Below are 24,921 nucleotides of genomic sequence, written 5' to 3'. Positions count from 1 at the left end.
CTCCTCGCGTGGTCGACCGCTGCGGACGGTCAGGTGGATGTTCCCTGGATCTGCCAGGTCTGCGTCATGGTGAGCCCCTGCGCGGCGTTGACCGCTGTCGTCGGAAGCGTCACGGCGACGCAGTAGTTCAGCTGGTTGCCGCCGTTCGCGGTCACCGCCTGCGGTACGGTGCCGGTCGCTGCGCCGTTCGTCGTGAGCGCCGACCCGTCGGCGACGACGATGGACGTCGAGGCGGATGCCGCGGCGTACGTCGCGGCCGTGCACGACAGGCTCGGGGTCGCCGCGGTCGGCACCAGGCGCACCCCGTACGTCAGGTGCGCGGCGAGCCCGGTGCCGCTCGGCGTCCCCGCCGTCAGCTGCAGCGTGCCCGCACCGGATGGGTTCGCCGTCTTGACGCTGAACAGCGCATACGTCGTCGTGCCAGGCACCATGGCCGTGGGCGCGACGGCGAAGCTCAGCGTCGCCGCAGCTCCCGTCGTCGCATGGCTCGAGAACGTGGCCCCGTCGGTCGCGCCGACGATGTCGAATCGTCCGGCGGTGAACGTCGCGGTCGCGTACTCGGAGTCGTTCCAGGCGGCGAGCGTCATGGCCGCGCCCACACCGAAGACGAGTCCGCCCGCGAGGACGGCCCGTATCCGGCGGGAGCGCAGTCGCTTCGCCTCCCGCATCGCTCTGCGGGTCTGCATGACGGACTCAGCTCGTCGACGTCGCCGTGAACTTCCAGGTCGTCGTGGTCGCGACGCCCTGCTTCAGCGCCGTGCCGGCGGTCACCTTGAAGCACAGCTGAACGGCCGTGCCGGCGGTCGCGGCATCCGCTCCCTTGGCGAGCGTCATCGCGGTCACGCCGGTCTGCGCGTCCATCGTCGCCCCGGTCGCGACGGGGGTGCCGGTGGCGGATGCCGCGTTGCAGGTGGCACCGGGTGCGAGTTGGTACACCTGGTACGACAGGTTGCCGGAGTTCGTCGTCGCGGCGGCACCCGTCGTCGTGCCGGCGGCCGAGAGGCTCGCGCCCGTCGTCGTTCCGGGAGCGAGTCGCACCCAGAAGCCCGCGTAGACCGCGTCTCCCGGTGCCATGTTGCCGACGACGCCGGTGGGCAGCGTGAAGGCGAGCGTGGCCGCCGTTCCTCCGGTGTCGACGTTGTGGTCGCTGTAGTTGGCGCTCACGTCACCCGCGGTCGAGCCCTGCAGATTGAACGAGCCGGCGGTGAACGTGCCGGTCGCGAACTCGGAGTCGTTCCAGGCCGCGAGCGTCACCGCCACTCCGACGCCGAGCACGAGCCCGCCCGCCAGCACTGCCAGAGTCTTGCGCTTCCGATCCTTCGTAACCATGTGCGATTCCCCCTCAGGAATTCTTATCGGTCGCTCCGGTACGTCGTATGGCCACCCCTCAGAGGCCGCGCACCGTTGCGTTCCGGCCATCCTTCCCGAGACTGCACGGTCGTTCAAGGTATCTTTCGCCTGCGGTCCCGATCGTTGCGCGTTCGCGACCTGGCGCGGATCGATAGTTGACGAACATCAACCACCGACCTATAGTTGACGAAGTTCAACCATCTTCGCGCGCGCCAGGGCTGTCGCGGCATCCACTCTCCGACTGCGAAAGGTCCTGCATGTCCACGGACTCCGCTCCCGCCAAGATGACGCACCGCCAGGTGCTCGAGGCCCTCACCGGCCTCCTGCTCGGCATGTTCGTCTCGATGATCGCCACCACGGTCGTCTCGACGTCGATGCCCGTCATCGTCCACGACCTCGGTGGCGATCAGGCCGCCTACACCTGGGTCATCACCGCCACCCTGCTGACCACCGCGATCTCGACGCCGATCTGGGGAAAGCTCGCCGACCTGTTCAACCGCAAGCTGCTGATCCAGATCGCGATCATCATCTTCGTCGGCGCGACCGCCGCGGCCGGCTTCGCGCAGGACACGAACACCCTCATCGCCTTCCGCGCGATCCAGGGTCTCGGCGGCGGCGGACTCGCCGCCCTCAGCCAGGTCATCATGGCCGACATCATCAGCCCCCGCGAGCGCGGCCGGTACATGGGCCTCTTCGGCGCCGTCATGGCCGTCGCGACAGTCGGCGGACCACTGCTGGGCGGATGGATCACGGATGCCGCGAACTGGCGCTGGAACTTCTTCGTCTCCCTGCCGTTCGCCGTCGCCGCGCTGATCATCCTGCAGCGCACGCTGAAGATCTCGACCGAGCGCACCCGCAAGGCGTCGATCGACTACGTCGGCATCGTGCTGCTCTCGGCCGCCGTGTCGCTGATCCTCATCTGGATCACGAACGCCGGGTCGACCTTCGACTGGTGGAGCACCGAGACGGCACTCATGGTGGGCGGGGCCGTCGTCGCCGCGATCGCGTTCGTCATCGTCGAGCTGAAGGTGCGCGAGCCGCTGATCCCGCTCACGCTGTTCCGCGGGCGCACGTTCACGCTCTCGGTCATCGCGTCGATCTCGATCGGCGTCGCGATGTTCGGCACCTCGGTGTACCTCGCGCAGTACATGCAGCTCTCGCGCGGTGCGACGCCCACCGAGGCGGGTCTCATGACGCTGCCGATGATGGCGGGACTGCTGATCTCCTCGATGGTGATCGGGCAGCTCGTCACGCGCTTCGGCAAGTGGAAGGGCTACCTGGTGCTCGGCGCCGTGCTGCTGATCGCCGGGTCCGTCCTCCTGTCGACGCTGCACTACGACACGGACTTCGTGCTCGTCTCGATCTACATGTTCCTCATGGGTGCCGGCGTCGGCATGACGATGCAGAACCTCGTACTGATCGTGCAGAACGTCGCGAAGCCGAGCGAGATGGGCGTCGCGAGCTCGGGCGTCACGTTCTTCCGCAGCCTCGGCGGCACCGTCGGCGTCTCGGTGATGGGTGCGGTGCTCGCGAACTCACTCACCGGACTGTTCGCCGACGGCAAGGAGCGCCTGGGCGCCGCGATCGCGCAGCTCGGCGAGAAGGGCGCCGATGTCGCGGCCCAGCTCACCAGCGGCACGCTGCCCGAGGTGCGCCTGCTCCCTGAACCGGTGCGCTCGATCATCGAGGACTTCTACGCTCAGGCGATCTCGCACGCCTTCGTCATCGGCATCCCGCTCGCCATCATCAGCCTCGTCGCGATCCTGTTCCTCCCGAACCGGCCGCTGACGACGATGACCACGAGCGAGCGGGCGTCGGCGGATGCCGCGGTCGACGGTGCCGGCGAGACGGCGATCGCCGACTCCGTCGCCCTCTCGGGTGCGGCGACCACCGGCACCCTGACTATCGTCGACGGCCGCGGCTCGACGGGAACGGCATCCGATGACCGCCACTGATCACCCGATCGACGCCTCGGAGGCGCGGACCGCTGCGGTCCGCGCCCTCGAGGCGGAGTTCAGCGATCTGATCACGCACTTCCGTCGCCTCATCCTGGAGAACGCGAACCGAGTGAGCCCCGGCATGCTCCCCGGGGCATACAAGGCGTTCACGACGATCGCACGCTGCGAGCAGGCGACCGTGTCGATGCTCGCCGAGCGGATGCTGATGGACAAGGGGCAGGCCAGCCGCACCGTCCGCGAGCTCGAAGACCTCGACCTCGTCGAGCGCACGGCCGATCCGACGGATCGCCGCTCGTCGATCCTGCGCCTCACGCCCCACGGCCAGGAGCGCCTCGCGCTCGCCCGCAAACCCCAGGAGGGCATGCTCATGCAGTCGCTCACCGACTGGGACATCGACGACATCGAGAGCCTCACCCGACTCCTGCACGCCCTCGCCTCCGGCGGGACGCCCGGCATGCCGACCGCCGCTCAGGGCTGAAGGACCACCCGCGCCTCGGCGGCGATCTCGGCGGCGATCGTGTCGAGCAGTGCGGAGCGCAGGTTCCACTGCTGCCAGTAGAGCTGCACGCGCAGCGCCGGGGCGCCGAGGTGTACCAGCCCCGCGGCCTCCTGCACAGCCGGGACCATCCCCCATCCGAGCCCCAGTTCGACCGCGCGCGCGTAGTCGTGGGATGCCGGGACGTAGTGCCGCGGGATGCCCTCGGGCGAGACGCCCTGTGTGCGCAACCACTCGTGCTGCAGCGTGTCGCGGCGGTCGAAGTCCACGAAGGGCGCGACGGCGAGAGCAGCCGCCGTCACCCCGCCCGGGAACCATCGCTGCGCATACCCGGGGGCCGCGGCCGCCCGGTACTCGAGCACCCCGAGCGGCGACACCGAGCAGCCCGCCACCGGTGCGCTCTCGCTGGTCACCGCGGCCATCACGTCGCCGGACTCGAGCAGGCGGGCGGTGAAGTTCTGATCGTCGCGATGAAGATCGAAGTCGATGCCGTGCCGCTCCGCGAGGCGAGCGAGGGGAGGCAGGAACCACGTCGCCATCGAGTCGGCGTTGACGGCCAGCGGGATGACGGGCCTGCTCGTCGGGATGCCGTCGTCGACACCGAGTCCGGTCAGGGCGTCCTGCTCGAGCAGAGCGATCTGGCGAGCGAGGCGCACCACCGACTCCCCCGCCTCGGTGAGCCGCACGGGCTTGGTGCGCACGAGCAGGATGCGCCCCAGCTGCTGCTCCAGCGTCTTCACCCGCTGACTGACCGCGGACGGGGTGATGCGCAGGGCGCGGGATGCCGCGTCGAGCGTTCCTTCGTCGGCGACGGCGGCGAGAGTGGCGGCCAGTTCGGGATCGATCCTCACATTAGCGATGCTAATGGTTCTGAAGGAATCTGCGCTGGCTCTTTATGGAGGCGCTTTCTACGCTGAGACCATGCTCTCGGTGCTCTCCGGCCTCGGCCTCGGCCTCTCCCTCATCGTCGCGATCGGCGCGCAGAACGTCTTCGTGCTGCGTCAGGGCATCCGCCGCGAGCACGTTCTCGCGGTCGTCGTGATCTGCGCGCTCTCGGATGCCGCGCTCATCATCGCCGGCGTCGCCGGGCTCGGATTCGTGATCGCCGCCGCCCCCTGGCTCGTCATCGTCGCCCGCTGGGCCGGGGCACTCTTCCTGCTGACCTACGGCCTGTTCGCCGCCCGTCGCGCCTGGCGCGGTGAGGGCCAGGCGCTGGATGCCTCGGAGCCCGCGGGCGAGACCGCCCCCTCTGCGGGCGGCACGGCCACCGCGACGCGCACCGCCCTGGCGCCCGTGGTCCTCACCGTCCTCGCCCTCACCTGGCTGAACCCGCACGTGTACCTCGACACCGTGCTGATGCTCGGCTCGATCGCCGCGACGCACGGCGAGGAGCGCTGGCTCTTCGCCGCCGGCGCGGTGACGGCCAGCATCCTGTGGTTCACCGCTCTCGGCTTCGGCGCCCGCTACCTGGGCCGTTGGCTGCGGACGCCGCGCTCGTGGAGGATCCTCGACGCGCTCATCGCCGTCGTGATGATCGCACTCGCCGTCAGCCTCGTGCTGCCCGTTCTGGGTTGAGGGCGCGCTCCCGGGTCAGATGCCGTCGAGGGGGCGCAGGATGCGCGTGAGGAAGCGCTGCGTGCGCTCGTGCTTCGGGGCGCTGAAGAGCTCGTCCGGCGGCCCCTGCTCGACCACCACGCCGCCGTCCATGAACAGCACGTGATCGGCGGCCTCGCGGGCGAAGCTCAGCTCGTGAGTGACGACGGCCATGGTCCAGCCCTCGTCGGCGAGCTCCTTGATCACCAGCAGCACCTCACCCACTAGCTCGGGGTCGAGCGCACTGGTCGGCTCGTCGAACAGCAGCAGGTCGGGCTTGAGAGCGAGTGCACGCACGATGCCGACGCGCTGCTGCTGACCGCCCGAGAGCTGATGGGGTCGAGCATCCGCCTTGTCGGCGAGACCCACGCGGTCGAGCAGGGCCCGCGCCTCGGCCACGACCTCGGCCTTCGGGCGCCCCTGCACCCGCCACGGACCCTGGATCACGTTCTCGAGCACGGTGAGGTGCGGGAAGAGGTTGTGGTGCTGGAACACCATCGCCGAGCGGTCGCGCAGGGCGAGACGCTTCTGCTTCTGCACGCGCGGCTTCGGGCGAGCGTCCGGGGCGAAGTCGATGTCGGGTCCACCCGCGACGACGATCGTGCCGGCATCCGGGGTCTCGAGGCCGTTGAGCGCGCGCAGCACGGTCGTCTTGCCGGAGCCGCTGGGGCCGACGAGCACGACGACCTCGCCGCGGTGCAGCGTCAGATCGATGCCGCGGAGCACCTCGTTGTCGCCGAAGCTCTTGCGCAGTCCGCGGGCGGCGAGCAGCTCCTCGCCCTGCGGGGCCTGGGGCGGGAGTGCGATCGGGTCAGTGGGCGACACGGCTGTCGAGCCTCCTCTCGAGGGCGCTCTGGCCGAACGACAGCACGAGGCAGAACACCCAGTAGACCAGCGCCGCGGCGAGGTAGAGCACCATGAACTCGTAGGTGGTCGAGGCGATCTGCTGCGCCACCTTGAACAGCTCGGTCACGAGGATCAGCGACGCGAGCGAGGTGTCCTTCACGAGTGAGATGAACGTGTTCGACAGCGGGGGCACCGACACCCGCGCGGCCTGCGGCAGGACGATGCGGGTCAGCGTGCGGGTGCGGTTCATGCCCACCGTGTACGCGGCCTCCCACTGCCCCTGCGGCACGGAGAGGATCGCGGCACGCACGACCTCGGCCCCGTAGCCGCCGACGTTCAGCGACAGGGCGATGATCGCACTCGGCCAGGGATCGATCGTGATGCCGATCGAGGGCATGCCGTAGAAGATCACGAACAGCTGCACGAGCAGCGGGGTGCCGCGGATCACCGAGATGTAGAACCGGGCGATTCCCGAGACGATCGGGTTCACCGAGATCCGCATCAGGGCGACGCCGACCGCGATGAGGAGCCCCAGGGCGAACGACGCCAGCGCGAGCGGGACCGTCGCCGTCAGACCCGCCAGGGCGATCGGCCCGAGCGAGTCCAGGAACAGCTGCCAGGGGCTCTCCATCGGTTACTGCGAGACGTCTTCGCCGAAGTACTTCTCGCTGATCTCGGCGATCGTGCCGTCTGCGCGCAGCTCTTCGAGCGCGGCGTCGACGGCCTCGACGAGCGATTCCTTGTCCTTCGTGAAGGCGAAGGCCTGCTCGCCCGCCTCGTCGGTCTCCGCAGCGATCTTGAGGCCCGTGGGGCTGTTGGTCGTCTCGTAGTCGAGGAAGGTGAGCTTGTCGTTGATGGTCGCGTCGACGCGGCCCTGACGCAGCAGCTCGACGGCCTGCGCCCAGCCCTCGACGCCCTCGACCTTGGCGCCGGACTCCTCGGCGAGGTCCTTCCAGTTGCTCGTGAGCGACTGGGCGGTGGTCTTGCCCTCGAGGTCGGCGAACGACGAGATGGAGTCGTCGTCATCGGCGACCACGATCACGCCGGGCGACACGGTGTACGGCGTGCTGAAGAGGTACTTCGCCGTGCGGTCGTCGTTGATCGTGACCTGGTTCGCGATCACGTCGAAGCGACCCGCGTCGAGCCCCGCGAAGATCGCGTCCCACTGGGTCTCCTCGAACTTGATCTCGAGGCCCAGCTTGTCGGCGACGGCCTCGATGATCTCGACGTCGTAGCCGGTGAGCTCGCCCGCGCCGTTGTCGTCGTGGAAGCTGAAGGGGCGGTAGGTGCCCTCGGTGCCGACCGTGAGCGTGCCCTCCGTCGCGAGGTCGAAGTCGGAGGATGCCGAGCTCTCGTCGCTCGACGTGCTGGCGGGCGTGCTCGAACCGCTGCAGGCGGTGAGCGCCGCGGCGGCGACGACGAGTGCGGTGACGGCGATGAGACGACGGGACATGAACCCTCCTGGGGCATAAGGTGCGCGGTGCGATTTTACGCGACCGCGGCGGGACTCCCCCACAGTACGTGGAGTCGAGGGGGTGGCGGGCCGGCGATGACGTTGCGTTGCGGTTTTGGTATATCGGGTGCGGATGCCGGGACGCAGAAACGCCCCCGGGCGGACCCGGGGGCGTTTCGGTGACTCAGCGTCAGATGGAGTTGACGTCCAGCGGGATGCCGGGGCCGAACGTGGTCGACACCGCACCCTTCTGGATGTAACGGCCCTTCGAGCTGGACGGCTTGAGGCGGACGATCTCCTCGAGCGCTGCGCCGATGTTCTCGTCGAGCTGCTCGGCGGTGAAGGAGGCCTTGCCGACGACGAAGTGCACGTTGGCGTGCTTGTCGACGCGGAACTCGATCTTTCCGCCCTTGATCTCCTCGACGGCCTTGGCCGTGTTCGGGGTCACGGTGCCGGTCTTCGGGTTCGGCATCAGGCCGCGCGGACCCAGGACCTTACCGAGACGACCGACCTGGCCCATGAGCTCCGGGGTGGAGACGGCCGCGTCGAACGCGGTCCAGCCGCCGGCGACCTTCTCGATGAGCTCGGCGCCGCCGACCTCATCGGCACCCGCAGCGATCGCTGCCTCGGCCGCGGGGCCGGTGGCGAAGACGATGACGCGGGCGGTCTTGCCGGTGCCGTGGGGCAGGATGACGGTGCCGCGCACCATCTGGTCCGCCTTGCGGGGGTCGACCGAGAGCTTCAGCGCGACCTCGACGGTCGAGTCGAACTTCGACGAGCCGGTCTCCTTCGCGAGGGCGACTGCCTCGGTCGGGGTGTAGAAACGGTCTGCCTCGATCTTCTCGGCGGCAGCCTTGTAAGCCTTGGACTTAGCCATGATTATTCTCCTCAGCCCTCGACCGTGATGCCCATGGAACGGGCGGTTCCGGCGATGATCTTCGAGGCGGCCTCGATGTCGTTCGCGTTCAGGTCGGCCTGCTTCTGCTCGGCGATCTGACGGACCTGCTCCTTGGTGATCTTCGCGACCTTGACGGTGTGCGGGGTCGACGAGCCCTTGGGCACGCCGGCGGCCTTCTTGATGAGCTCCGCTGCGGGCGGGGTCTTCAGGATGAAGGTGAAGCTGCGGTCCTCGTAGACGGTGATCTCGACGGGGATGACGTTGCCGCGCTGCGACTCGGTCGCGGCGTTGTACGCCTTGCAGAACTCCATGATGTTGACGCCATGCTGACCGAGCGCGGGGCCGATCGGCGGCGCCGGGTTGGCTGCACCGGCGTTGATCTGAAGCTTGATCAGGCCGGTCACCTTCTTCTTCGGTGCCATTTCCTCTTCCTTTCCTCGAACGGATGCCGGATGCATCCGCTCTCCCGCGATCCGGCGATTCCGGACGGCGGTGATGTTCGCGCGCACGCAGAAACGGCGCACAAACCATAGAAGTCTACCGGATGGATGCCGCCGCGCGCACCTCGCGCGACGCGCGGGTGTTCTCAGCCGGAAGTCGGATACGGATGCGAGGGTGAACGGGTCAGCCACCGCCACCTCGGCACGAGAGGTGGCAGGAGAAGGAGAGCACGAATGGGACTGTTCCGCCGCAAGCCGAAGACCCCGACTCCCCCACCCGCACCGCGCGTCGAAGCCGCGCCACCGACGACGGCGATGCCGATCATCCGCGGCGACCTCGAGGCGGAACTGGCCGCCGAGCTCGACGGCGGTGCTCCGGTTCGCGGAGCCGCGTTCTCCGGCCGGGGTCTGCGCCTGCAGCATCCGCCCGAGGCGGAGTTCGCCGCAGCGCACGCGCAGACGTTCGCCGACGCCGTGCGGAACATCGACGGCATCACTCTCGACTACTCGGTCGAGAGTCTGCGCACGGTCGACGGCGTGCTCGGGAACTTCGAGGAACCCGGCAGCGACGCCGTGGCGGAGACCGTGCTCGCCGCCGGGTTCTACGTGGGCGAGGTGATGGTGCGCCAGCACGGCTACAGATGGGTGAAGACTCCGGCGGACGTACCTCTCCGGGCTCCGTTCGACCTTCTGGTCGTCGGCCCGAAGGGCGACTATTCCAATCCGCTGAGCAAGGCGTTCAAGCGCGTGGAGAACGGCCCCGAGGACAGCGTCGCGTACTTCGTGGTCGCGATGGTCGCCGCGGCTGATCGCGACTAGCGACCGAACGCGGAACGCCCCGCCGGACGGACCGGCGGGGCGTTCTGCGTGAAGAGTTCCGGGTCAGATCATCTTCGTGACCTGGTCGAACGACAGCTCGACCGGGGTCTCGCGCTCGAAGAGCGAGACGAGGACCGTGAGCTTGCCGCTCTCGGGCTTGATCTCGCTGATCGAACCGGGAAGGCCCGCGAACGAACCCTCCTTGATGGTGATCGTCTCGCCGACCTCGAAGTCGACCTCTGCCGGCAGCGGACGGGCGACGGCGACGCCGCCCTTCGACGCGATGTTCTTGGCGGTCGGCACGTCCTTGACCTCGACGAGCGACTTCAGCATGTTGAAGGCCTCTTCGAAGCGCAGCGGCGTGGGGTTGTGGGCGTTGCCCACGAAGCCCGTGACACCCGGGGTGTGGCGCACGACCGACCAGGTGTCTTCCGTGAGCTCCATGCGCACGAGCACGTAGCCGGGGATGCGCACGCGGGTGACCATCTTGCGCTGGCCGTTCTTGATCTCGACGACGTCCTCCATCGGGACCTCGACCTGGTAGATCTCGTCCTCGACCTCGAGCGTCGACTTGCGCTGCTCGATGTTCGCCTTGACCTTGCGCTCGAAGCCCGCGTACGAGTGGATGACGTACCACTTGCCGGGAAGCATCCGCAGGTCGAGGCGGAACGCCTCGTAGGGGTCTTCCTCGGAGTCCTCGTCGTCCTCATCGGCCTCGACGTCGGCGGCGGGACGGTCTTCCTCACCGTTCACGTCGGGCCCGTCGTAGGGGGTGACCTCGTCGGCCTCGGCGGCCTCGAGCTCGGCCGTCTCTTCGGCCACTGCGTCGTTCAGGACCTCGGCGGCGGCTTCGGACTCCGCTGCCTCGTCCAGGTTGAGAGCGTCGTTCACGATCGCGTCCGCCTCCGGGTCTTCGATTTCGATGTCGTCGTCGGTGTCATCGCCGTCTTCGTCCTCGACGTGCACGGCCACGTGCTCCGCCGACTCGGATGCGCGCTCTTCCGCGGCGAGGATGTTGCCCTCCTGGGCCTCGTCCTCTTCGCTGGACTGCTCTGCGGCAGGTGCCCAGTCGGCGTCGTCGGAATATCGTTCAGACACGTTGCTTCTTTCCACTCACCGCGGCGAGAGCCGTGGAGACTTGTCGGTCAGCCTGCGGCGCGAGCCGCGGGGGTGTCATCAGCCGGGGATACCGAACACGTAGTGCGTCACGAACGCGAAGAACGTGTCGAGGCCGTAGACGATACCCATCACGATCAGGACGAAGACGAGCACGACCGCGGTGAACTTGAAAAGCTCTTTGCGGGTCGGCGTGACGACCTTGCGCAGTTCGGAGATGACCTGGCGGATGAACAGGGCGATGCTTCCGAAGAACCGGGAGAAGGGGTTGCCCTTCTTCTCGCGGGCGGCGCCAGCCGCGATGACCTCGCCGCGCGGTTCGTCCTGACTCATCCTGAATGTACCTTTCGTGTGTCAGCGTGCGCTGACGCGCAGGGCGGACAGGAATCGAACCTGCAACCTGCGGTTTTGGAGACCGCTGCTCTGCCAATTGAGCTACCGCCCTAGAGACCGGGAGGTCTCGGGGTGTTCCCACATCCTTTCACGAAATGCCTCGGAGTGACCCGGGGCACGGCGAAAGAATGCAGAGAACAAACTGCTCCCCCAGTGTACGGCATCCGACGTCGCCCGCCGAACCGGAGCGACGTCGGCCCCCTCTTGTAGGCTTCGATGCGGGGAATCTCTGGGAGGGGTGTCGATGACAGCGGATGTGCAGCAGTTCCAGGTCGATCTGCGCGGCGTCGTCGACCTTCTGAGCCGCCACATCTACTCCAGCCCCCGGGTCTATCTGCGCGAGCTGCTGCAGAACGCCCGTGACGCGATCACCGCCCGACGAGAGGTCGACGGCGGGGGCGGACAGATCCGGATCACCCCGCTCACCGCCGAGAACGGCGAGTTCGTGCTGCGCGACGACGGCGTGGGACTCACGCTCACCGAGGTCGCGGACCTGCTCGCCACCGTCGGCCGCAGCTCCAAGCGCGACATCTTCGACCTGCCCCGCAGCGACTACCTCGGCCAGTTCGGGATCGGCCTGCTCAGCTGCTTCATGGTCGCCGACACCATCGTCATCCGCTCCCGTAGCGCGAAGGGCGGGGCGTCGGTCGAGTGGACGGGCAGCTCGGACGGCACCTTCCAGGTCGCCGAGATCGACGAGGAGCTGCCGATCGGCACGAGCGTGCACCTCGTTCCGCGCTTCGACGCGGGCGACCTGCTGCGCCCCGCCGCGGTGAACGAGCTCGCGACCGCGTTCGCCGAGTTCCTCCCCGTGCGGGTCACGATCGACTCCGGCGCGGGTGACATCGACATCACGCACCCGGCCCCGTTCCTCGACGGCACCCCCGAAACCGCCGTGCAGTACGGCCGCGAACTGCTCGGCGCGGCGCCCCTCGACGTCATCGAGCTGCACGAGCCGGCCACCGGCACCCGCGGACTCGCCTACGTGCTGCCCTTCGCTCCTCCTCCCGGCGCACGGCAGGCCACGCGCATGTACCTCGGCCGGATGCTCCTCTCGGAACGCGCCGCCGACGTGCTCCCCGACTGGGCGTTCTTCGTCAGAGCGGTCGTCGACTCCACCGGGCTCGCGCCCACCGCGAGCCGCGAATCGCTCGTCGAGGACGCGGCGCTCGAACGCGTGCGCGAACAGCTCGGCGCCGGCATCCGCCGCTGGATCCTCGAGCTCGGTCTGCGCGAGCCGCACCGGCTGGCCCAGTTCGTCGCGATCCACGAGCTCGGGCTCAAGTCGCTCGTGCGTCACGACGAGGAACTCGCCCGGTTCATCACCCGGTGGCTGACCGTCGAGACGACACACGGCACGATGCAGCTGGGCGACCTCGTCGAACGCTACCCGCACGTGCGCTACGCCTCGTCGGTCGACGAGTTCCGCCAGGTCGCCGGCATCTCGCCGGCATCCGAGGTGCTCGTCAACGGCGGCTACCTCTACGACGCCGACCTCGTGCGCATGCTGCCGGACCTCTACCCCGCCGTGACGATCGAGAAGGTCGACGTCACCGGTGAACTCGACCGGCTCGACCCTCCGCCGCTCGACGACCGCGACGCCGCCGTCGCCCTCGAGGCCAGGGCGAGCGCCGTGCTCGCGGCCTCGTCGTGCGCGGTCGTGGTGCGATCGATCGACCGCCCCGACCTGACCGGCCTGTACGTCGCCGATCCCGACGTGCTGCGTGCGATCGATCGCGGCCGCACGAAGGGCATCACCGGCTCGCTCTGGGGCGGTGTGCTCGACAAGATCGACCAGACGCTGTCCTCCGCCCGCGACGACGACCTGAGCGCGCGCCTGTGCCTGAACTGGTCGAACCGCGTCGTGCGCGCCCTGGTCCGCGTCGATGACGACGCCGTGTTCGCGCGCACCCTCCAGCTGCTGTACATCCAGGCCCTGCTCGCCGGGCACCACCCGCTCAGCGATGCCGACCGCACGCTGATGACCACCGCTCTCGGCGACCTCGTCTCGCTCTCGGCCGGTCTCGAAGAGGACGCGTTCCCCTTCGAGGGCACCGCCGACGGGCCCGCCCGCTGATTCCCGCACCGAGGAGATGTCCATGACCCGTCCGAAGAAGCGCTTCTCGCAGCTCATCGAAGAGATCGACCGCACGCCCTGGGGCCCCGCCGAGCAGACTCTCGTGGCCGAGGCGGTCGCCCTCGCGCAGGAGATCGGCGACGAGCAGCTCGAGTACCAGGCGCGCATGCGGCAGACCGCATCGGCGAACATGAACGGCGCGACCGACGTCATGCTCAACTCCTTCGCCTGGTGCCTCGCCCGCCACGACGCCGACCCCGGCCGGTTCCCCGCCGACCTCGAGTACGGCGGGGCCGACCTGATGTGGCAGTTCAAGTGGATGGCGTCGTCGCTGCGCTCCTCCCCCGCGTTCTCGCAGGAGCAGATCGCCGCGGTGCTCGACGACATGGAGAACCACTACCGCGCGGCCGACCTCGGACTCAGCGGCGTGCTCACCGCCCGCTTCGAAGACGCGTGGGACGCGGGACGCATCGACGATGCCGAGGCGCTGCGCGTGCAGCTCGAGGCGACCCCGCGCGACGACCACAGCCACTGCGACGCCTGCGGGCGCAGCCAGTTCGCCGGGTTCTTCGCCGAGACGGATCGGGATGCCGACGCCATCCGCCTCGTCGAAGAGATGATCGAGGGCGGTTTCTCGTGCGGCGAGGAACCCGAGCACGCCCTCTCGCGCGTGCTGGTGCCGTACCTGCGCAACGGGCGGGGCGAAGAGGCCAAGACCGCGCACCTGCGCAGCTACCGGCTCGCGAAGGACAACCCCGACAACCTCCGCATCGTCGCGAACAACATCGTCTTCACCGCGATCACCGGCAACGAGGCGCGCGCACTGTCGCTCGTCGAACGGCACATCGGCTGGCTCGCGCACGACGGACTCAACGTCGACGCGCACTTCGCCGCACTCGCCGCGTTCGCCGTCGCGCTCGACCGCGTCGCCGCGACCGGCCACGGCGAGACCCCGGTGCGGGGAGCGGATGCCGCAGCCCTCGTGCCGTTCTTCGGACCGCATGACGGCCCCTGGAGCGCCGCCGACCTCGCCGCAGCCGCCTGGGCGACGGCCGAGCGCCTCGGTGCGGAGTTCGACCGCCGCGACCGTACCGACGGTCACGCCCGCGCACTCGACCGGATGCGCGCGCTCGGAACCGAGAGCTACGACGTGCCGATCCGCTCGGATGCCTTCGTCGCACAGCCCGCCACCGTCGATCCGACGGACGCCGACGGGTGGTACGAGCGCGCGATGCAGCTCGCCCAGTACGGCGACGAGCAGGGCACCCTCGCCGCGCTCCCGCACGCCCTCGAGGTCGCCGACCCCGAGAAGCGCGCGCAGCTGCTGTCGATGCGCCTCGGCATCCTCGTCGCGCTCGATCGCGCCGAGGAGGCGTGGCCGGTGCTTCCCGAGCGCATCGCCGCCCTGCGCGCGGCGGGGAAGGCCGAGCAGGCCGATCTCGAGGAGCGCCTCGGGCTCGCGACCTTCGGCCTCGCCACCCCCGAGGATGCCGCTGCCCTCGACCGCGAGCTCGCCGACGCCGCGGCTCTGCCGGCGTGGTCGCGGGGAGATCTCGCCCTGAGCCGGGCATCGCTGCACCTGCGCGGCGACGACGCCGACGCCGCGCTGAACCTCGCCGAGCAGGCGGCGCGCGCATTCGCGGAGGCCGAGGACGCCCGCCTGTCGAACACGACGACGCTCGTCGCGATCTCGGCGTTGCTGCACAAGGGCGACACCGAAGCGGCATCCGCTCTGCTCGACCGGCTGATCGCGCAGGACGACCTCAGCACGGGCCACCGCGCGCACGCGCTCGAGACGCGGGCCCGCATCCGTGGCGGCAGCGGCGACTTCGCCGAGGGCGCTGCCGATGCGGACGAGGTCTGCCGCCTGATCGCGGGCCTCGGGGCCACCCGTGCACTCGGCTCGGCGCACCTGCTCGCGGGCGCGCTATGGGAGGACGCCGGCGAGCCCGAGAAGGCCGTCGCGCGGTTCCGGGTGCTCGCGCGCATCGCCGCACAGGAAGGAGCGGATGCCACGGGCGCCGACTTCCGTCTCGCGCGTGCAATGCTCGCGGCCGGCGATGCGGACGAGGCCGCCGAGCTGTTCGGTACCGTGCTCGAGCGCGAGGAGAAAGCCGAGGTCGAACCCGCCTCGCGCGCCGCCACGGCGATGCTGCTCGCCCGCTCGCTCGCCACGGCGGGAGAGTTCGGTCAGGCGGTCGGCGCGTACGGCTACGCCGCCGACCTGTTCGGCCAGGGCGAGGAGTACGCGGATCAGGCCAGCGCCATGAGCGAGCAGGCCAAGATCCTCGCGCGCTTCGACGAGAACGACGATGCGCTCGCGCTGCTCGAATCGGCCGCCGACATCGTGCGTCGCGCACCCGACGCCGTGGGCGTCATGGCCGATGTGCTGCACAACCTCGGACAGGCCTACGGTGGGCGCGGCGACGAGCGGGCGTTCGCGCTCTTCGACGAGGTCGCAGCCCTCGCGACCGAGCACGAGGCCGACTGGCTGCGCGCGGACGTCACGGACTCCCGCGGGCGCGCGCTCGCCCAGCTCGGCCGGATCGACGAGTCCGTCGCCGCCGCGCTCACCGCCGCCGACGCCTTCGCGACCATCGGAGACATCGGCTCCGCCGGGGGCTCGGAGCTGTTCGCGGCCCGCGTGCTCGTCTCGAACGAGCGCGGTTCCGATGCGGTGGCCGTGTACCGCAGTGTGATCGAGCACGGGGCGGAGTTCCCGCAGCTGCGCCAGGTCGCGGCCCTCGAACTCGGCGACGTGCTCGAGGGGCTCGGCCGTCACGGCGAGGCCGCCGAGGTGCGGGCACTCGTCGAGAGCTGAGTCTCTCGCGGCGGGCCCTGCGACAGGCTCAGGGACCCAGATTTGTGGATCCCTGAGCGCAGCGGAGGGTCAGAGGAACTGGCGCCAGTTCGCGCGTGCCAGGTCGAGGAGTTCGTCGCCGCGTCCCGACATGACCGTGCGGATGGCGTAGAGCGCGAAGCCCTTGACCTGCGCCGCCTCGATCGCCGGGGGCATCGACAGCTCCTGGCGCTCGGTGACGACGTCGAGCAGCGCGGGGCCATCGTGCGCGAGGACCTCGCGGACGGCATCCGGCAGGTCCTCGCTGTTCTCGACCCGACGCGCGAAGATGCCCATCGCCTCGGCGATCGCCGCGAAACTCGGGTTCGTCAGGTCGGTGCCGTAGGTGACGAAGCCCGCCGCCTTCATCTCGAGCTCGACGAAGTTGAGCGAGGAGTTGTTCACGACGATCGTCTTCACCGGCAGGTGGTTCTGGGTGAGGGTGATCAGTTCGCCGAGCATCATCGCGAGTCCGCCGTCGCCCGCGAGCGCGACGACCTGCCGCTCGGGGTGCGCGACCTGCGCCCCGATGCCGTGCAGCAGCGCGTTCGCCATCGACCCGTGCGTGAACGAGCCGATCAGACGGCGCTGCTCGGTCATGTGCAGGTAGCGGGCCGCCCAGACGGTGGGAGACCCGACATCGGCGGTGAAGATCGCGTCGTCTGCGGCGTGGTCGTTCAGCAGCTTCGCGAGGTACTGCGGATGGATCGGACGCCCCGGCTTCGTCGGCACCGCGAGGTCGTCGAGCTTCGCACGCGTCTTGCGGTAGTGCGCGAGGGCGTCGTCGAGGTGGCCGCGGTCGTCCTTGCGGGCGATGCGCGGGAGAAGGGCTTCGGCCGTCGCACGCACGTCGCCGACGAGGCCCAGATCGAGCGGATGCCGCTTGCCGAGCTGCGAGCCGCGGATGTCGACCTGGATCGTCTTCGCCTTGTCGGGGTAGAACTGCTCGTACGGGAAGTCGCTGCCGAGCACCAGGAGCGCGTCGGCGGACTCCATCGCGCGATAGCCCGAGGCGAATCCGAGCAGCCCCGTCATACCCACGTCGAACGGGTTGTCGTACTCGATGAACTCCTTGCCGCGGAGCGCGTGGACGATGGGTGCGCCGAGAGCGTCCGCGAGGGCGATGACCTCGTCGTGCGCTCCCTCGACGCCGGCACCCGCGAGGATCGTGACCTTCTTCGCGGCGTTGAGCATGGTCGCCGCCTTCTCGAGCTCGGGGCCGCTGGGCACGACGACCGGGCGGGTGCGCTCGATCACGACGCTGCGGTCGTCGGCGATCTCGGCGAGTGCGACGTCGCCCGGGATCACCAGCACGGCGACGCCGCGCTTCTCGATCGCCGCGCGCATCGCGATCTCCATCAGCCGCGGCATCTGCTTGGTGTCGGCGACGTACTCGACGTACACACTGCACTCGCGGAACAGCTCCTGCGGGTGCGTCTCCTGGAAGTAGCCCGTGCCGATCTCGTTCGTCGGGATGTGCGCGGCGATCGCGAGCACCGGAACGCGCGAGCGATTGGCGTCGTACAGACCGTTGATCAGGTGGAGGTTTCCCGGCCCGCAGGAGCCCGCGACGACCGCGAGGTCGCCCGTGGTGGCGGCATCCGCAGCGGCGGCGAAGGCGGCAGCCTCCTCGTGGCGCACGTGGACCCAGCGGATCGTGCCGTCCTTCCGGAGGGCGTCGGTGAAACCGTTGAGCGAATCGCCCGGCAGTCCGTAGACCCGGTCGATCCCGTTGGCGTGCAGAGTCTTGACGATGTTCTCAGCGACATTGGCCATGCTTCGACCCTACGCCCGCCCCGACCCGCGCGGTCTGATCGGGTGTCGAGTGCGCACTCGGCATCCGTCGGGTCCTTCGTCTCGTCGCTACGCTCCTCGCTCAGGAACCGGAGCGTGTTCCGGTCCCTGAGCGAGCGCAGCGAGACGAAGGGCGGTCAGCCGATGCGGATGAGCTTCTTGTTGACGAACTCGTCGGCGGCGAGGTGGCCGAGCTCGCGCGAGGTGCCGCTGCGCTTCACGCCGCCGAAGGGCAGCTCGGGGCTGTCGGCGAGCACGAGGTTGACGTAGACCATGCCGGCCTCGATCCTGTCGGCCACGCGCTCGGCCTGTGCGGCATCGGTCGTGAAGACGTACGAGCCGAGACCGAAGGTCGTGTCGTTCGCGAGATCGACGGCGGCATCCTCGTCGGCGACGCGATACACGACGGCCGCGGGCCCGAAGAGCTCCTCGCGGTAGACGTTCATCGCGGGCGTGACGTCGGCGAGCACGGTGGGGGCGAAGAAGGCGCCCTCGCGGGTGCCGCCCGTGAGCAGCGTCGCGCCCTGCTCGACGGCCTGATCGATCTGCTTCTGCAGGTTCTCGGCCGCCGTCTCGGACGACACCGGCCCGAGTACCGTGTCGTCGAGCGTCGGGTCGGATGCCTCGACCGCCGCCATCGCCGCCGTGAACTTCTCGACGAAGGCGTCGTAGAGGTCGTCGACGACGATGAAGCGCTTGGCGCCGTTGCAGGCCTGGCCGTTGTTGTCGAGACGCGCGTCGACACCGGCCTGCACGGTGGCGTCGAGGTCATCCGTCGACAGCACGATGAACGGGTCGGACCCGCCGAGCTCGAGCGCCACCTTCTTGAGGTTGCGTCCGGCGATCTCGGCGACCGCGGCACCGGCGCGCTCCGATCCCGTGAGCGAGACGCCCTGCACGCGCCAGTCGGCGATCATCGTCGCGATCTGCTCGTTCGTGGCAAGCACGTTCTGGTACGCGCCCTTCGGGAATCCGGCGTCGTGGTAGATCGCCTCGATCGCGGTCGACGACTCCGGGCACTGCGGCGCGGGCTTGAGCAGGATCGTGTTGCCCACGATCAGGTTCGGCGCCGCGAAACGCACGATCTGGTACGCCGGGAAGTTCCACGGCATGATGCCGACGAGCGGTCCGAGCGACGAGCGACGAATGATCGCCGAGCCGTCGCCGAGGATCGCGATCGGCTGGTCGGCCATGATCGACTCCGCCTGATCGGCGTAGTACTCCGCGATGTCGGCGGCGAAGTCGACCTCGCCCAGAGCGGCCTCGCGGGGCTTGCCCATCTCGCGCACGAAGATGTCGGCCAGCTCTTCGCGGCGCTCGCGGTGCAGCTCGGCCGCACGGCGCAGGAGCGCGGCGCGCTCGGCGACGGTCGAGGTGCGCGACCACTCGCGGTGCGCCTCGTCGGCGGCGACCAGTGCCTCTTCGATCTGCGCGTCCGTGAAGGTGTCGAAGGACGCCAGCGTCTCTCCGGTGGCGGGGTTGATGACGGCGTAGTCGGTCATGGCGTGTCCTCTTCTCGAGCGGTCAGGAGACCGGGATCAGCGTGTACTTGGTGGACAGGTATTCGTGGATGCCTTCGAAGCCGCCCTCGCGGCCGACACCCGACTGCTTGACGCCGCCGAACGGTGCCGCGGCGTTCGAGACGACACCCACGTTGAGACCCATCATGCCGGTCTCGAGGCCGTCGATCATCCGCTGACCACGCTGCAGGTTCTCGGTGAACACGTACGAGACGAGCCCGTACTCGGTGTCGTTGGCGAGACGCACGGCCTCCTCCTCGGTGGAGAAGGTCGAGATCGCGAGCACCGGTCCGAAGATCTCCTCGCGCAGGATCGCACTGCCGGGAACGACGTCGGTGAGGACGGTCGGCTCGTAGTAGGTGCCGACGCCGTCGAGGGCCTTGCCTCCGGCGAGCAGCTTGGCGCCGCGCTCGACGGCGTCGCCGACGAGCTCGGAGGCCTTCGCGACCGCGCCCTCGTCGATGAGCGGGCCGATCGCCACGCCCTCCTCCGTGCCGCGGCCGACCTTCATCGCATTGACGCGCTCGGTCACCTTGCGGGCGAACTCGTCGGCGACGTCCTCGTGCACGATGAAGCGGTTCGCGGCCGTGCACGCCTGGCCGATGTTGCGGAACTTCGCCAGCAGCGCGCCCTCCACGGCCTTGTCGAGATCGGCATCGTCGAACACGACGAACGGGGCGTTGCCGCCGAGTTCCATCGACACGCGAAGCACGCCCTCGGCGGCCTGGGCGATGAGCTTGCGACCCACCTCGGTCGACCCCGTGAACGACAGCTTGCGCAGCCGCGGGTCGGCGATGATCGGCGCCGAGAGGGCGCTCGACTTCGAGGTCTGCACGACGTTGACGACGCCCTTCGGGAGCCCCGCCTCTTCGAGCAGCTTGGTGAAGAAGATGGTCGTCAGCGGCGTGAGCGCCGGGGGCTTGATCACGACGGTGCAGCCCGCGGCGAGCGCCGGGGCGATCTTGCGCGTCGCCATCGCGAACGGGAAGTTCCACGGTGTCACGAAGAACGACGGGCCCACGGGGCGCTGCGAGACCACCATGTGCCCGGTGCCCTCGGGGTTGATGCCGTATCGGCCGCTGATGCGCACGGCCTCCTCGCTGAACCAGCGCAGGAACTCGCCGCCGTAGACGACCTCTCCGCGTGCCTCGGCGAGCGGCTTGCCCATCTCGAGCGTCATGAGCAGCGCGAGGTCCTCCTTGTGCTGCTGCACGAGGTCGAACGCACGGCGCAGGATCTCACTGCGCACACGCGGCGCGGTCGTCGCCCACGACTCCTGCGCGGCGACGGCCGCGTCGAGGGCGCGGATGCCGTCGTCCGGCGTCGCGTCGGCGATCGTGCGGATCACGGCCCCGGTGGAGGGGTCGGTGACGTCGAAGGTGCCGCCGGCGGAGGCATCCGTCCATTCGCCACCGATGAAGAGGCCGGTGGGGATGCTGTCGAGGAGGGCCTGCTCGGCCGGTGCGATCTGCGTGGTCATGGTTCTCTTTCTCTGAGGAGGCGAGGGGTCAGCGGCGGCGGAGGCTCGGCGGGGCGTCGATGCCGAGGGTCTGGCCCCGGAAGAACGCGGGGCGCTTGACGGCGTTCCAGATCATCACCGCGATGCCGACGACGATGATGATCATGCCGAGGATGAAGACGATCCCGACGCCGCCGACCTGGGCGCCGGAGCCGTAGGCAGGGTCCATGGAGTCGATCAGCGTCGTGACGAACAGCACGGCGAGGATCGCCCCGCCGACGAGCGGGAACAGGAACGTGAAGAACACGTTGCGCACCGAGTCGAACCACTGCTTGCGGAAGTACCAGACGCAGGCGAACGCGGTGATGCCGTAGTAGAAGCAGATCATCATGCCGAGCGTGAGGATGGTGTCCCACAGCGTGTTCTCGCTGACGACGCGCATGACGGCGTAGAACGCCGAGGCCACGATCGCCGACACGATGGTGGCGTACCCGGGGGTGAAGAAGCGGGGGCTGACCTTCGCGAACGACTTCGGCAGGGCGCCGTAGTGCCCCATCGCGAGCAGCGTGCGGGCGGGGCCGACGAACGTCGACTGCAGCGACGACGCCGAGCTCGTGAGAACGGCGAGCGAGACCAGGAACGCGAGCGGTCCGAGGATCGGCCCGGAGAGGTGGAAGAACACGTTCTCCTGGATCTCCTCGTTGCCGAGCCCGAGTTCGCCCGTTCCGACGCCGGCGAACATGATCATGGCGACCGCGAGCAGCAGGTACAGCGTCACGATCGTGACGACGGTGACGGTGGCCGCGCGACCCGGGGTCTTCTCGGGGTCCTTGGTCTCTTCGTTCATCGTGAGGGTGACATCCCACCCCCAGAAGATGAAGATCGAGAGCGAGAGCCCGGCGGCGACCGCGCTGAAGGACGAGATCGCGAACGGGTTGAACCAGTTCAGGTCGAACGGCTGGTAGTCGAAGCCGTTGCCGCTGACCGCCTGCACGATCGCCGCACCGGCGAAGAAGACCAGCACGAGTAGCTGGAAGCCCACGAGCCAGTACTGCAGCTTCTGCGTGGTCTGCATGTCGCGGTACGACACGAGGGTCGCGCCGAGCATGAAGAGCAGACAGACGCCGATGTTGATCCAGGTGACGCTCGCGAGGTCGGCGATGGCCGGGTTGTTCGTGATCTGGGAGATCAACAGGAAGAGGAAGTCGACCGCGATGCCGGCGAGGTTGGAGAGGACGAGGATCGTCGCGACGACGAGGCCCCATCCCGCCATCCACCCGATCCACGGCCCGAACGCGCGAGTGGCCCAGGTGAACGACGTGCCCGAGTCGGGCATCCGGTTGTTGAGCTCGCGGTAGCCGAAGGCCACGAGGAGCATCGGGATGAAGCCGACGAGGATGATCGCGGGGATCTGCGCGCCGACGGTGGATGCCGTGGGGCCGACCGCGGCGGTGAAAGTGTACGCCGGGGCGATGCACGAGATGCCGATGACGACGGCTCCGATGAGGCCGATGGTGCCGGCGCTCAGGCCCTTGCTCGACAGGCCGGTGGTCACTGCTTCGGGCTCCGTCGCCCGATTCGTGCTGCTCATCAGCGGTCTCCTGCTTCCCCGCGCGTGCGCGGGACGACGATCATGGGAACGGGCAGCTCGTGCAGCATCTTCGCCGCCGTGCTGCCCAGGAACAGGCGTCGCGGCTGTGCGAGCCTGCTGGAGCCGACGAGAGCGACCTCGCCGGGGAGCCAGGAGAGATTCGAGACGGCGTCCTCGACGCTGTCTCCGGGGGCCTCTTCCACCACGGCACCGAGGGTGTCGGGAAGACGGTCCTTCGCCCGGGCGAGCACCTCGTGGGCGTGCTCCTCGCCGACGACGCGGATCGCGCCGGTGTCGAGTCCCGGGGGAACGTCGAAGGGTACGAGCGAGACGAGTCGCAGGTCGACGCCTCCGTCGGCCGCGAGCGCCGCCGCCTCGTCGAGCAGTACTTCGGCGCCCGGTCGGGTTCCGACGGCGGCCGTGACGCGCGGCACGACGTGGTCGTCCTGCGTCGCCGTGCCCGCGGGTGCCAGCGCGACCGGGATGGTCGAGGAGTGCAACAGCTCCGAGGCGACCGAGCCGAGGCGGTGTCGGCCGAAGAGGCTGCCGGCGGCCGCGCCCACGACGATCAGGCGGGCATCGAACTCCTCGCCGGCGGCGATGAGCCCCTCGGCGAAGGATTCGGCGATCCGCACGTGACCGCGGCTGTGCACCTCGTGCGGAAGGCGCAGGATCGCGTCCTCCAGCCAGCGCTTCGCCTGGGCGCGGATGTGGTCCTCATAGGCCCGCTCGGGCGGGACGACCGGGCTGCGCGTCCCCTCGGCGGGGAGCACGATCACCAGGTGGAGCGTCGCATCGAGGCTGCGCGCGAGACGCGCGCCGAGGGCCGCGGCATCCGCCCCGGCATCCGTCGCCGTGTACCCGACGACGATCGCGGAGGTCATGCGCCGCTCGCTGCCGTGCCGGCACGACCCGCGTCGATGATGTTCTCGGCGGCGAGGTGACCCATGCGGATCGCGCCGTCGACGTGCTGGTACCCCGCGCCGGCCATGTCGCTGCAGGCGAAGTGGATCGGGCCGACCGCAGCGCGCAGGTCGGCGCCGTAGCGGTGCAGACCACCCATGTCGAAGCTCGCGGCGTAGGCGCCGCGCGTCCACTCCTCGGTGCCCCAGTCGCTCTCGTAGTAGACGACGGGGTTCTTGGCCTCGGGGCCGTAGTAGTGCGAGAGCGACTCGAGGATGCGCTCCTTGCGCTGCTCGGCCGACAGCTCGAACAGATCGTCGGCGTTCTGGTCGGAGACGAAGCCGACGAGGGTGCCGCGCTCATCGCCGTGGTTGGTGTTGTCGTAGGCCTCGTGCGACAGCTCGTACGGGCTGAACGCGGTACCACTGAGCCCCTGCTCGCGCCAGAACGGCCGGTCGTAGACGGCGTGCACCTTGATGACGAAGCCCATCGACAGGTGCTGGTGCAGCTGGTGCTGACGGCGCGGGAGCGGCGGCACGAACGAGATGCGGCTGTAGAGCACGGGCGCGTGCGCGAGGATCGCGAAACGCGCGCGGACGGTGAGGTCGTCGGTCGTGGCGGTCACCCCGGTCGCGCCCCATTCGAGCGAACGCACGGGCTGGTTCAGCAGGACGTCGTCGCCGAGCCGCTCGGCGAGCAGGATCGGCACCCGCTGCAGACCGCCCACGACGCGCTTGTCGAGGATGAAGTCGGCGTCGACGAGGTGGGAGTAGGAACCCGCGGATGCCGCCATCAGCAGCGACTGCAGCAGCGAGAACGCGTGGGTGGGCTTGGTGAGCATCGCGGAGCCGGTGGCGAAGGCCAGGTTGCGCACGGCCTCGTCGTCGTCGGTCTGCTGGCGGAGCCACGCATCCCAGGTGACGGCGTCCCACTCGGCGGCCTTCGGGTGCGCCCAGGGACGGTCGGGGTCGATCTCGGCGACCATCGCATCGAGGCGCTCGGTGATCTCGGCGATCGCCTTCTCGGTGGCGGCGGAGACGGGGAACATCTCGCCCGTGAAGCGCGAGGTCTTGCCATCGGGGCCGACGTAGACGCTGTCGCCCTCGCGGTAGCGGCTGTAGGTCTCGAGGCCGAGCTCGTCGATCGTGTCGATGAGAGCCTGCTGGTCGGGTGAGACCCACTGGCCGCCGATCTCGAGCATGGCGCCGTCGATGACATCGGTCCACAGGCGCCCGCCGACGCGATCGCGCGCCTCGAGGACGGCGACCGACAGTCCCGCCTTGCGCAGGTCGTTCGCCGCCGTGAGGCCGGCGGCGCCGGCGCCGATGATGAGGACGTCTCGCGTGATCTCAGCCATTGCAACTCCTTCGTCGGAT

Annotated in this window: 22 protein-coding genes and 1 tRNA gene; 6 read left to right on the top strand and 17 right to left on the bottom strand. The window is 69.3% G+C overall.

What is annotated here, in order from left to right:
• Nucleotides 1–29: 29 nt before the first annotated feature.
• Both ACI2JZ_RS14605 and ACI2JZ_RS14600 read right to left on the bottom strand, forming a co-directional pair.
• The gene (locus tag ACI2JZ_RS14605) at nt 30–686 is read right to left on the bottom strand and encodes a SipW-dependent-type signal peptide-containing protein (RefSeq protein WP_404598240.1); all 657 of its coding nucleotides are present in this window, start codon (nt 684–686) and stop codon (nt 30–32) included.
• 7 nt (nt 687–693) lie between these two features.
• Complete coding sequence (locus ACI2JZ_RS14600; RefSeq protein ID WP_336642148.1) at nt 694–1,329, bottom strand: SipW-dependent-type signal peptide-containing protein; 636 nt, start codon at nt 1,327–1,329, stop codon at nt 694–696.
• A gap of 278 nt (nt 1,330–1,607) precedes the next feature.
• On the opposite strand from ACI2JZ_RS14600, the gene ACI2JZ_RS14595 reads away from it, so the two are divergent.
• Together ACI2JZ_RS14595 and ACI2JZ_RS14590 are read left to right on the top strand one after the other, a co-directional pair.
• The gene (locus tag ACI2JZ_RS14595; RefSeq protein ID WP_404598239.1) at nt 1,608–3,305 is read left to right on the top strand and encodes an MDR family MFS transporter; all 1,698 of its coding nucleotides are present in this window, start codon (nt 1,608–1,610) and stop codon (nt 3,303–3,305) included.
• Nucleotides 3,292–3,786, top strand: a complete 495-nt coding sequence (locus ACI2JZ_RS14590) for a MarR family winged helix-turn-helix transcriptional regulator (protein ID WP_247625120.1) — start codon at nt 3,292–3,294, stop codon at nt 3,784–3,786. Before ACI2JZ_RS14595 ends, ACI2JZ_RS14590 begins: the two co-directional genes overlap by 14 nt.
• On the opposite strand, the gene ACI2JZ_RS14585 is transcribed toward ACI2JZ_RS14590, so the two are convergent.
• Nucleotides 3,777–4,655, bottom strand: coding sequence for a LysR family transcriptional regulator ArgP (locus ACI2JZ_RS14585; protein WP_404598237.1), 879 nt, complete (start codon nt 4,653–4,655; stop codon nt 3,777–3,779). The genes ACI2JZ_RS14590 and ACI2JZ_RS14585 overlap by 10 nt on opposite strands.
• Nucleotides 4,656–4,725: 70 nt before the next feature.
• Between ACI2JZ_RS14585 and ACI2JZ_RS14580 the strand changes: the two genes are divergently transcribed.
• Nucleotides 4,726–5,379 (top strand): LysE/ArgO family amino acid transporter, encoded by a 654-nt coding sequence (locus tag ACI2JZ_RS14580; protein WP_404598236.1) that lies wholly within the window; start codon nt 4,726–4,728, stop codon nt 5,377–5,379.
• A gap of 15 nt (nt 5,380–5,394) precedes the next feature.
• On the opposite strand, the gene ACI2JZ_RS14575 is transcribed toward ACI2JZ_RS14580, so the two are convergent.
• The 5 genes from ACI2JZ_RS14575 to rplK form a co-directional block, all read right to left on the bottom strand.
• Nucleotides 5,395–6,222, bottom strand: a complete 828-nt coding sequence (locus tag ACI2JZ_RS14575) for an amino acid ABC transporter ATP-binding protein (protein WP_404598235.1) — start codon at nt 6,220–6,222, stop codon at nt 5,395–5,397.
• Nucleotides 6,209–6,874: an amino acid ABC transporter permease gene (locus ACI2JZ_RS14570; protein WP_247625123.1), complete on the bottom strand. Its 666-nt coding sequence runs from the start codon at nt 6,872–6,874 to the stop codon at nt 6,209–6,211. Before ACI2JZ_RS14570 ends, ACI2JZ_RS14575 begins: the two co-directional genes overlap by 14 nt.
• A 3-nt stretch (nt 6,875–6,877) precedes the next feature.
• Nucleotides 6,878–7,696 carry an amino acid ABC transporter substrate-binding protein gene (locus ACI2JZ_RS14565; RefSeq protein WP_404598234.1) on the bottom strand — a complete coding sequence of 273 codons (819 nt, stop codon included), beginning with the start codon at nt 7,694–7,696 and terminating at the stop codon, nt 6,878–6,880.
• Between the two features lie 190 nt (nt 7,697–7,886).
• Nucleotides 7,887–8,573: a 50S ribosomal protein L1 gene (gene rplA, locus ACI2JZ_RS14560; RefSeq protein ID WP_247625125.1), complete on the bottom strand. Its 687-nt coding sequence runs from the start codon at nt 8,571–8,573 to the stop codon at nt 7,887–7,889.
• A gap of 11 nt (nt 8,574–8,584) precedes the next feature.
• Entirely contained in the window at nt 8,585–9,016 is a 432-nt protein-coding gene (gene rplK, locus ACI2JZ_RS14555) for a 50S ribosomal protein L11 (RefSeq protein WP_247625126.1), read from the bottom strand.
• Nucleotides 9,017–9,268: 252 nt separating this feature from the next.
• On the opposite strand from rplK, the gene ACI2JZ_RS14550 reads away from it, so the two are divergent.
• Nucleotides 9,269–9,853: a hypothetical protein gene (locus ACI2JZ_RS14550; protein ID WP_404598232.1), complete on the top strand. Its 585-nt coding sequence runs from the start codon at nt 9,269–9,271 to the stop codon at nt 9,851–9,853.
• A 63-nt stretch (nt 9,854–9,916) separates the two neighbouring features.
• On the opposite strand, the gene nusG is transcribed toward ACI2JZ_RS14550, so the two are convergent.
• The 3 genes from nusG to ACI2JZ_RS14535 form a co-directional block, all read right to left on the bottom strand.
• On the bottom strand, nt 9,917–10,951 hold the full coding sequence (gene nusG / locus ACI2JZ_RS14545; RefSeq protein ID WP_247634128.1) for a transcription termination/antitermination protein NusG: 1,035 nt from the start codon (nt 10,949–10,951) through the stop codon (nt 9,917–9,919).
• A 78-nt stretch (nt 10,952–11,029) separates the two neighbouring features.
• Nucleotides 11,030–11,302 (bottom strand): preprotein translocase subunit SecE, encoded by a 273-nt coding sequence (gene secE, locus ACI2JZ_RS14540; RefSeq protein ID WP_247625129.1) that lies wholly within the window; start codon nt 11,300–11,302, stop codon nt 11,030–11,032.
• Nucleotides 11,303–11,341: 39 nt separating this feature from the next.
• Nucleotides 11,342–11,414 (bottom strand) — tRNA-Trp (locus ACI2JZ_RS14535).
• A gap of 192 nt (nt 11,415–11,606) precedes the next feature.
• On the opposite strand from ACI2JZ_RS14535, the gene ACI2JZ_RS14530 reads away from it, so the two are divergent.
• Nucleotides 11,607–13,439 (top strand): HSP90 family protein, encoded by a 1,833-nt coding sequence (locus ACI2JZ_RS14530; protein WP_404598230.1) that lies wholly within the window; start codon nt 11,607–11,609, stop codon nt 13,437–13,439.
• A gap of 22 nt (nt 13,440–13,461) precedes the next feature.
• Nucleotides 13,462–16,260 carry a hypothetical protein gene (locus ACI2JZ_RS14525; RefSeq protein WP_404598229.1) on the top strand — a complete coding sequence of 933 codons (2,799 nt, stop codon included), beginning with the start codon at nt 13,462–13,464 and terminating at the stop codon, nt 16,258–16,260.
• Nucleotides 16,261–16,329: 69 nt separating this feature from the next.
• Here the strand turns inward: ACI2JZ_RS14525 and poxB are convergent, their stop codons facing one another.
• The 6 genes from poxB to ACI2JZ_RS14495 form a co-directional block, all read right to left on the bottom strand.
• Entirely contained in the window at nt 16,330–18,054 is a 1,725-nt protein-coding gene (gene poxB / locus ACI2JZ_RS14520; RefSeq protein ID WP_404598228.1) for a ubiquinone-dependent pyruvate dehydrogenase, read from the bottom strand.
• 155 nt (nt 18,055–18,209) lie between these two features.
• On the bottom strand, nt 18,210–19,574 hold the full coding sequence (locus ACI2JZ_RS14515) for an NAD-dependent succinate-semialdehyde dehydrogenase (RefSeq protein WP_247625133.1): 1,365 nt from the start codon (nt 19,572–19,574) through the stop codon (nt 18,210–18,212).
• Nucleotides 19,575–19,596: 22 nt separating this feature from the next.
• Nucleotides 19,597–21,072: an NAD-dependent succinate-semialdehyde dehydrogenase gene (locus ACI2JZ_RS14510; protein WP_404598226.1), complete on the bottom strand. Its 1,476-nt coding sequence runs from the start codon at nt 21,070–21,072 to the stop codon at nt 19,597–19,599.
• A gap of 28 nt (nt 21,073–21,100) precedes the next feature.
• Nucleotides 21,101–22,642: an APC family permease gene (locus tag ACI2JZ_RS14505; protein WP_247625135.1), complete on the bottom strand. Its 1,542-nt coding sequence runs from the start codon at nt 22,640–22,642 to the stop codon at nt 21,101–21,103.
• A complete protein-coding gene (locus ACI2JZ_RS14500; RefSeq protein WP_247634121.1) occupies nt 22,642–23,526 on the bottom strand; it encodes a universal stress protein in 885 nt (294 codons plus the stop codon). Before ACI2JZ_RS14500 ends, ACI2JZ_RS14505 begins: the two co-directional genes overlap by 1 nt.
• A complete protein-coding gene (locus ACI2JZ_RS14495) occupies nt 23,523–24,902 on the bottom strand; it encodes a flavin monoamine oxidase family protein (protein ID WP_404598224.1) in 1,380 nt (459 codons plus the stop codon). Before ACI2JZ_RS14495 ends, ACI2JZ_RS14500 begins: the two co-directional genes overlap by 4 nt.
• Between the last annotated feature and the right edge of the window lie 19 nt (nt 24,903–24,921).

Origin of the sequence: Microbacterium sp. NPDC087868, assembly GCF_044900755.1 — a bacterium.
Lineage (GTDB): Bacteria > Actinomycetota > Actinomycetes > Actinomycetales > Microbacteriaceae > Microbacterium > Microbacterium galbinum.
This window is presented reverse-complemented; position numbering and strand designations above follow the sequence as displayed.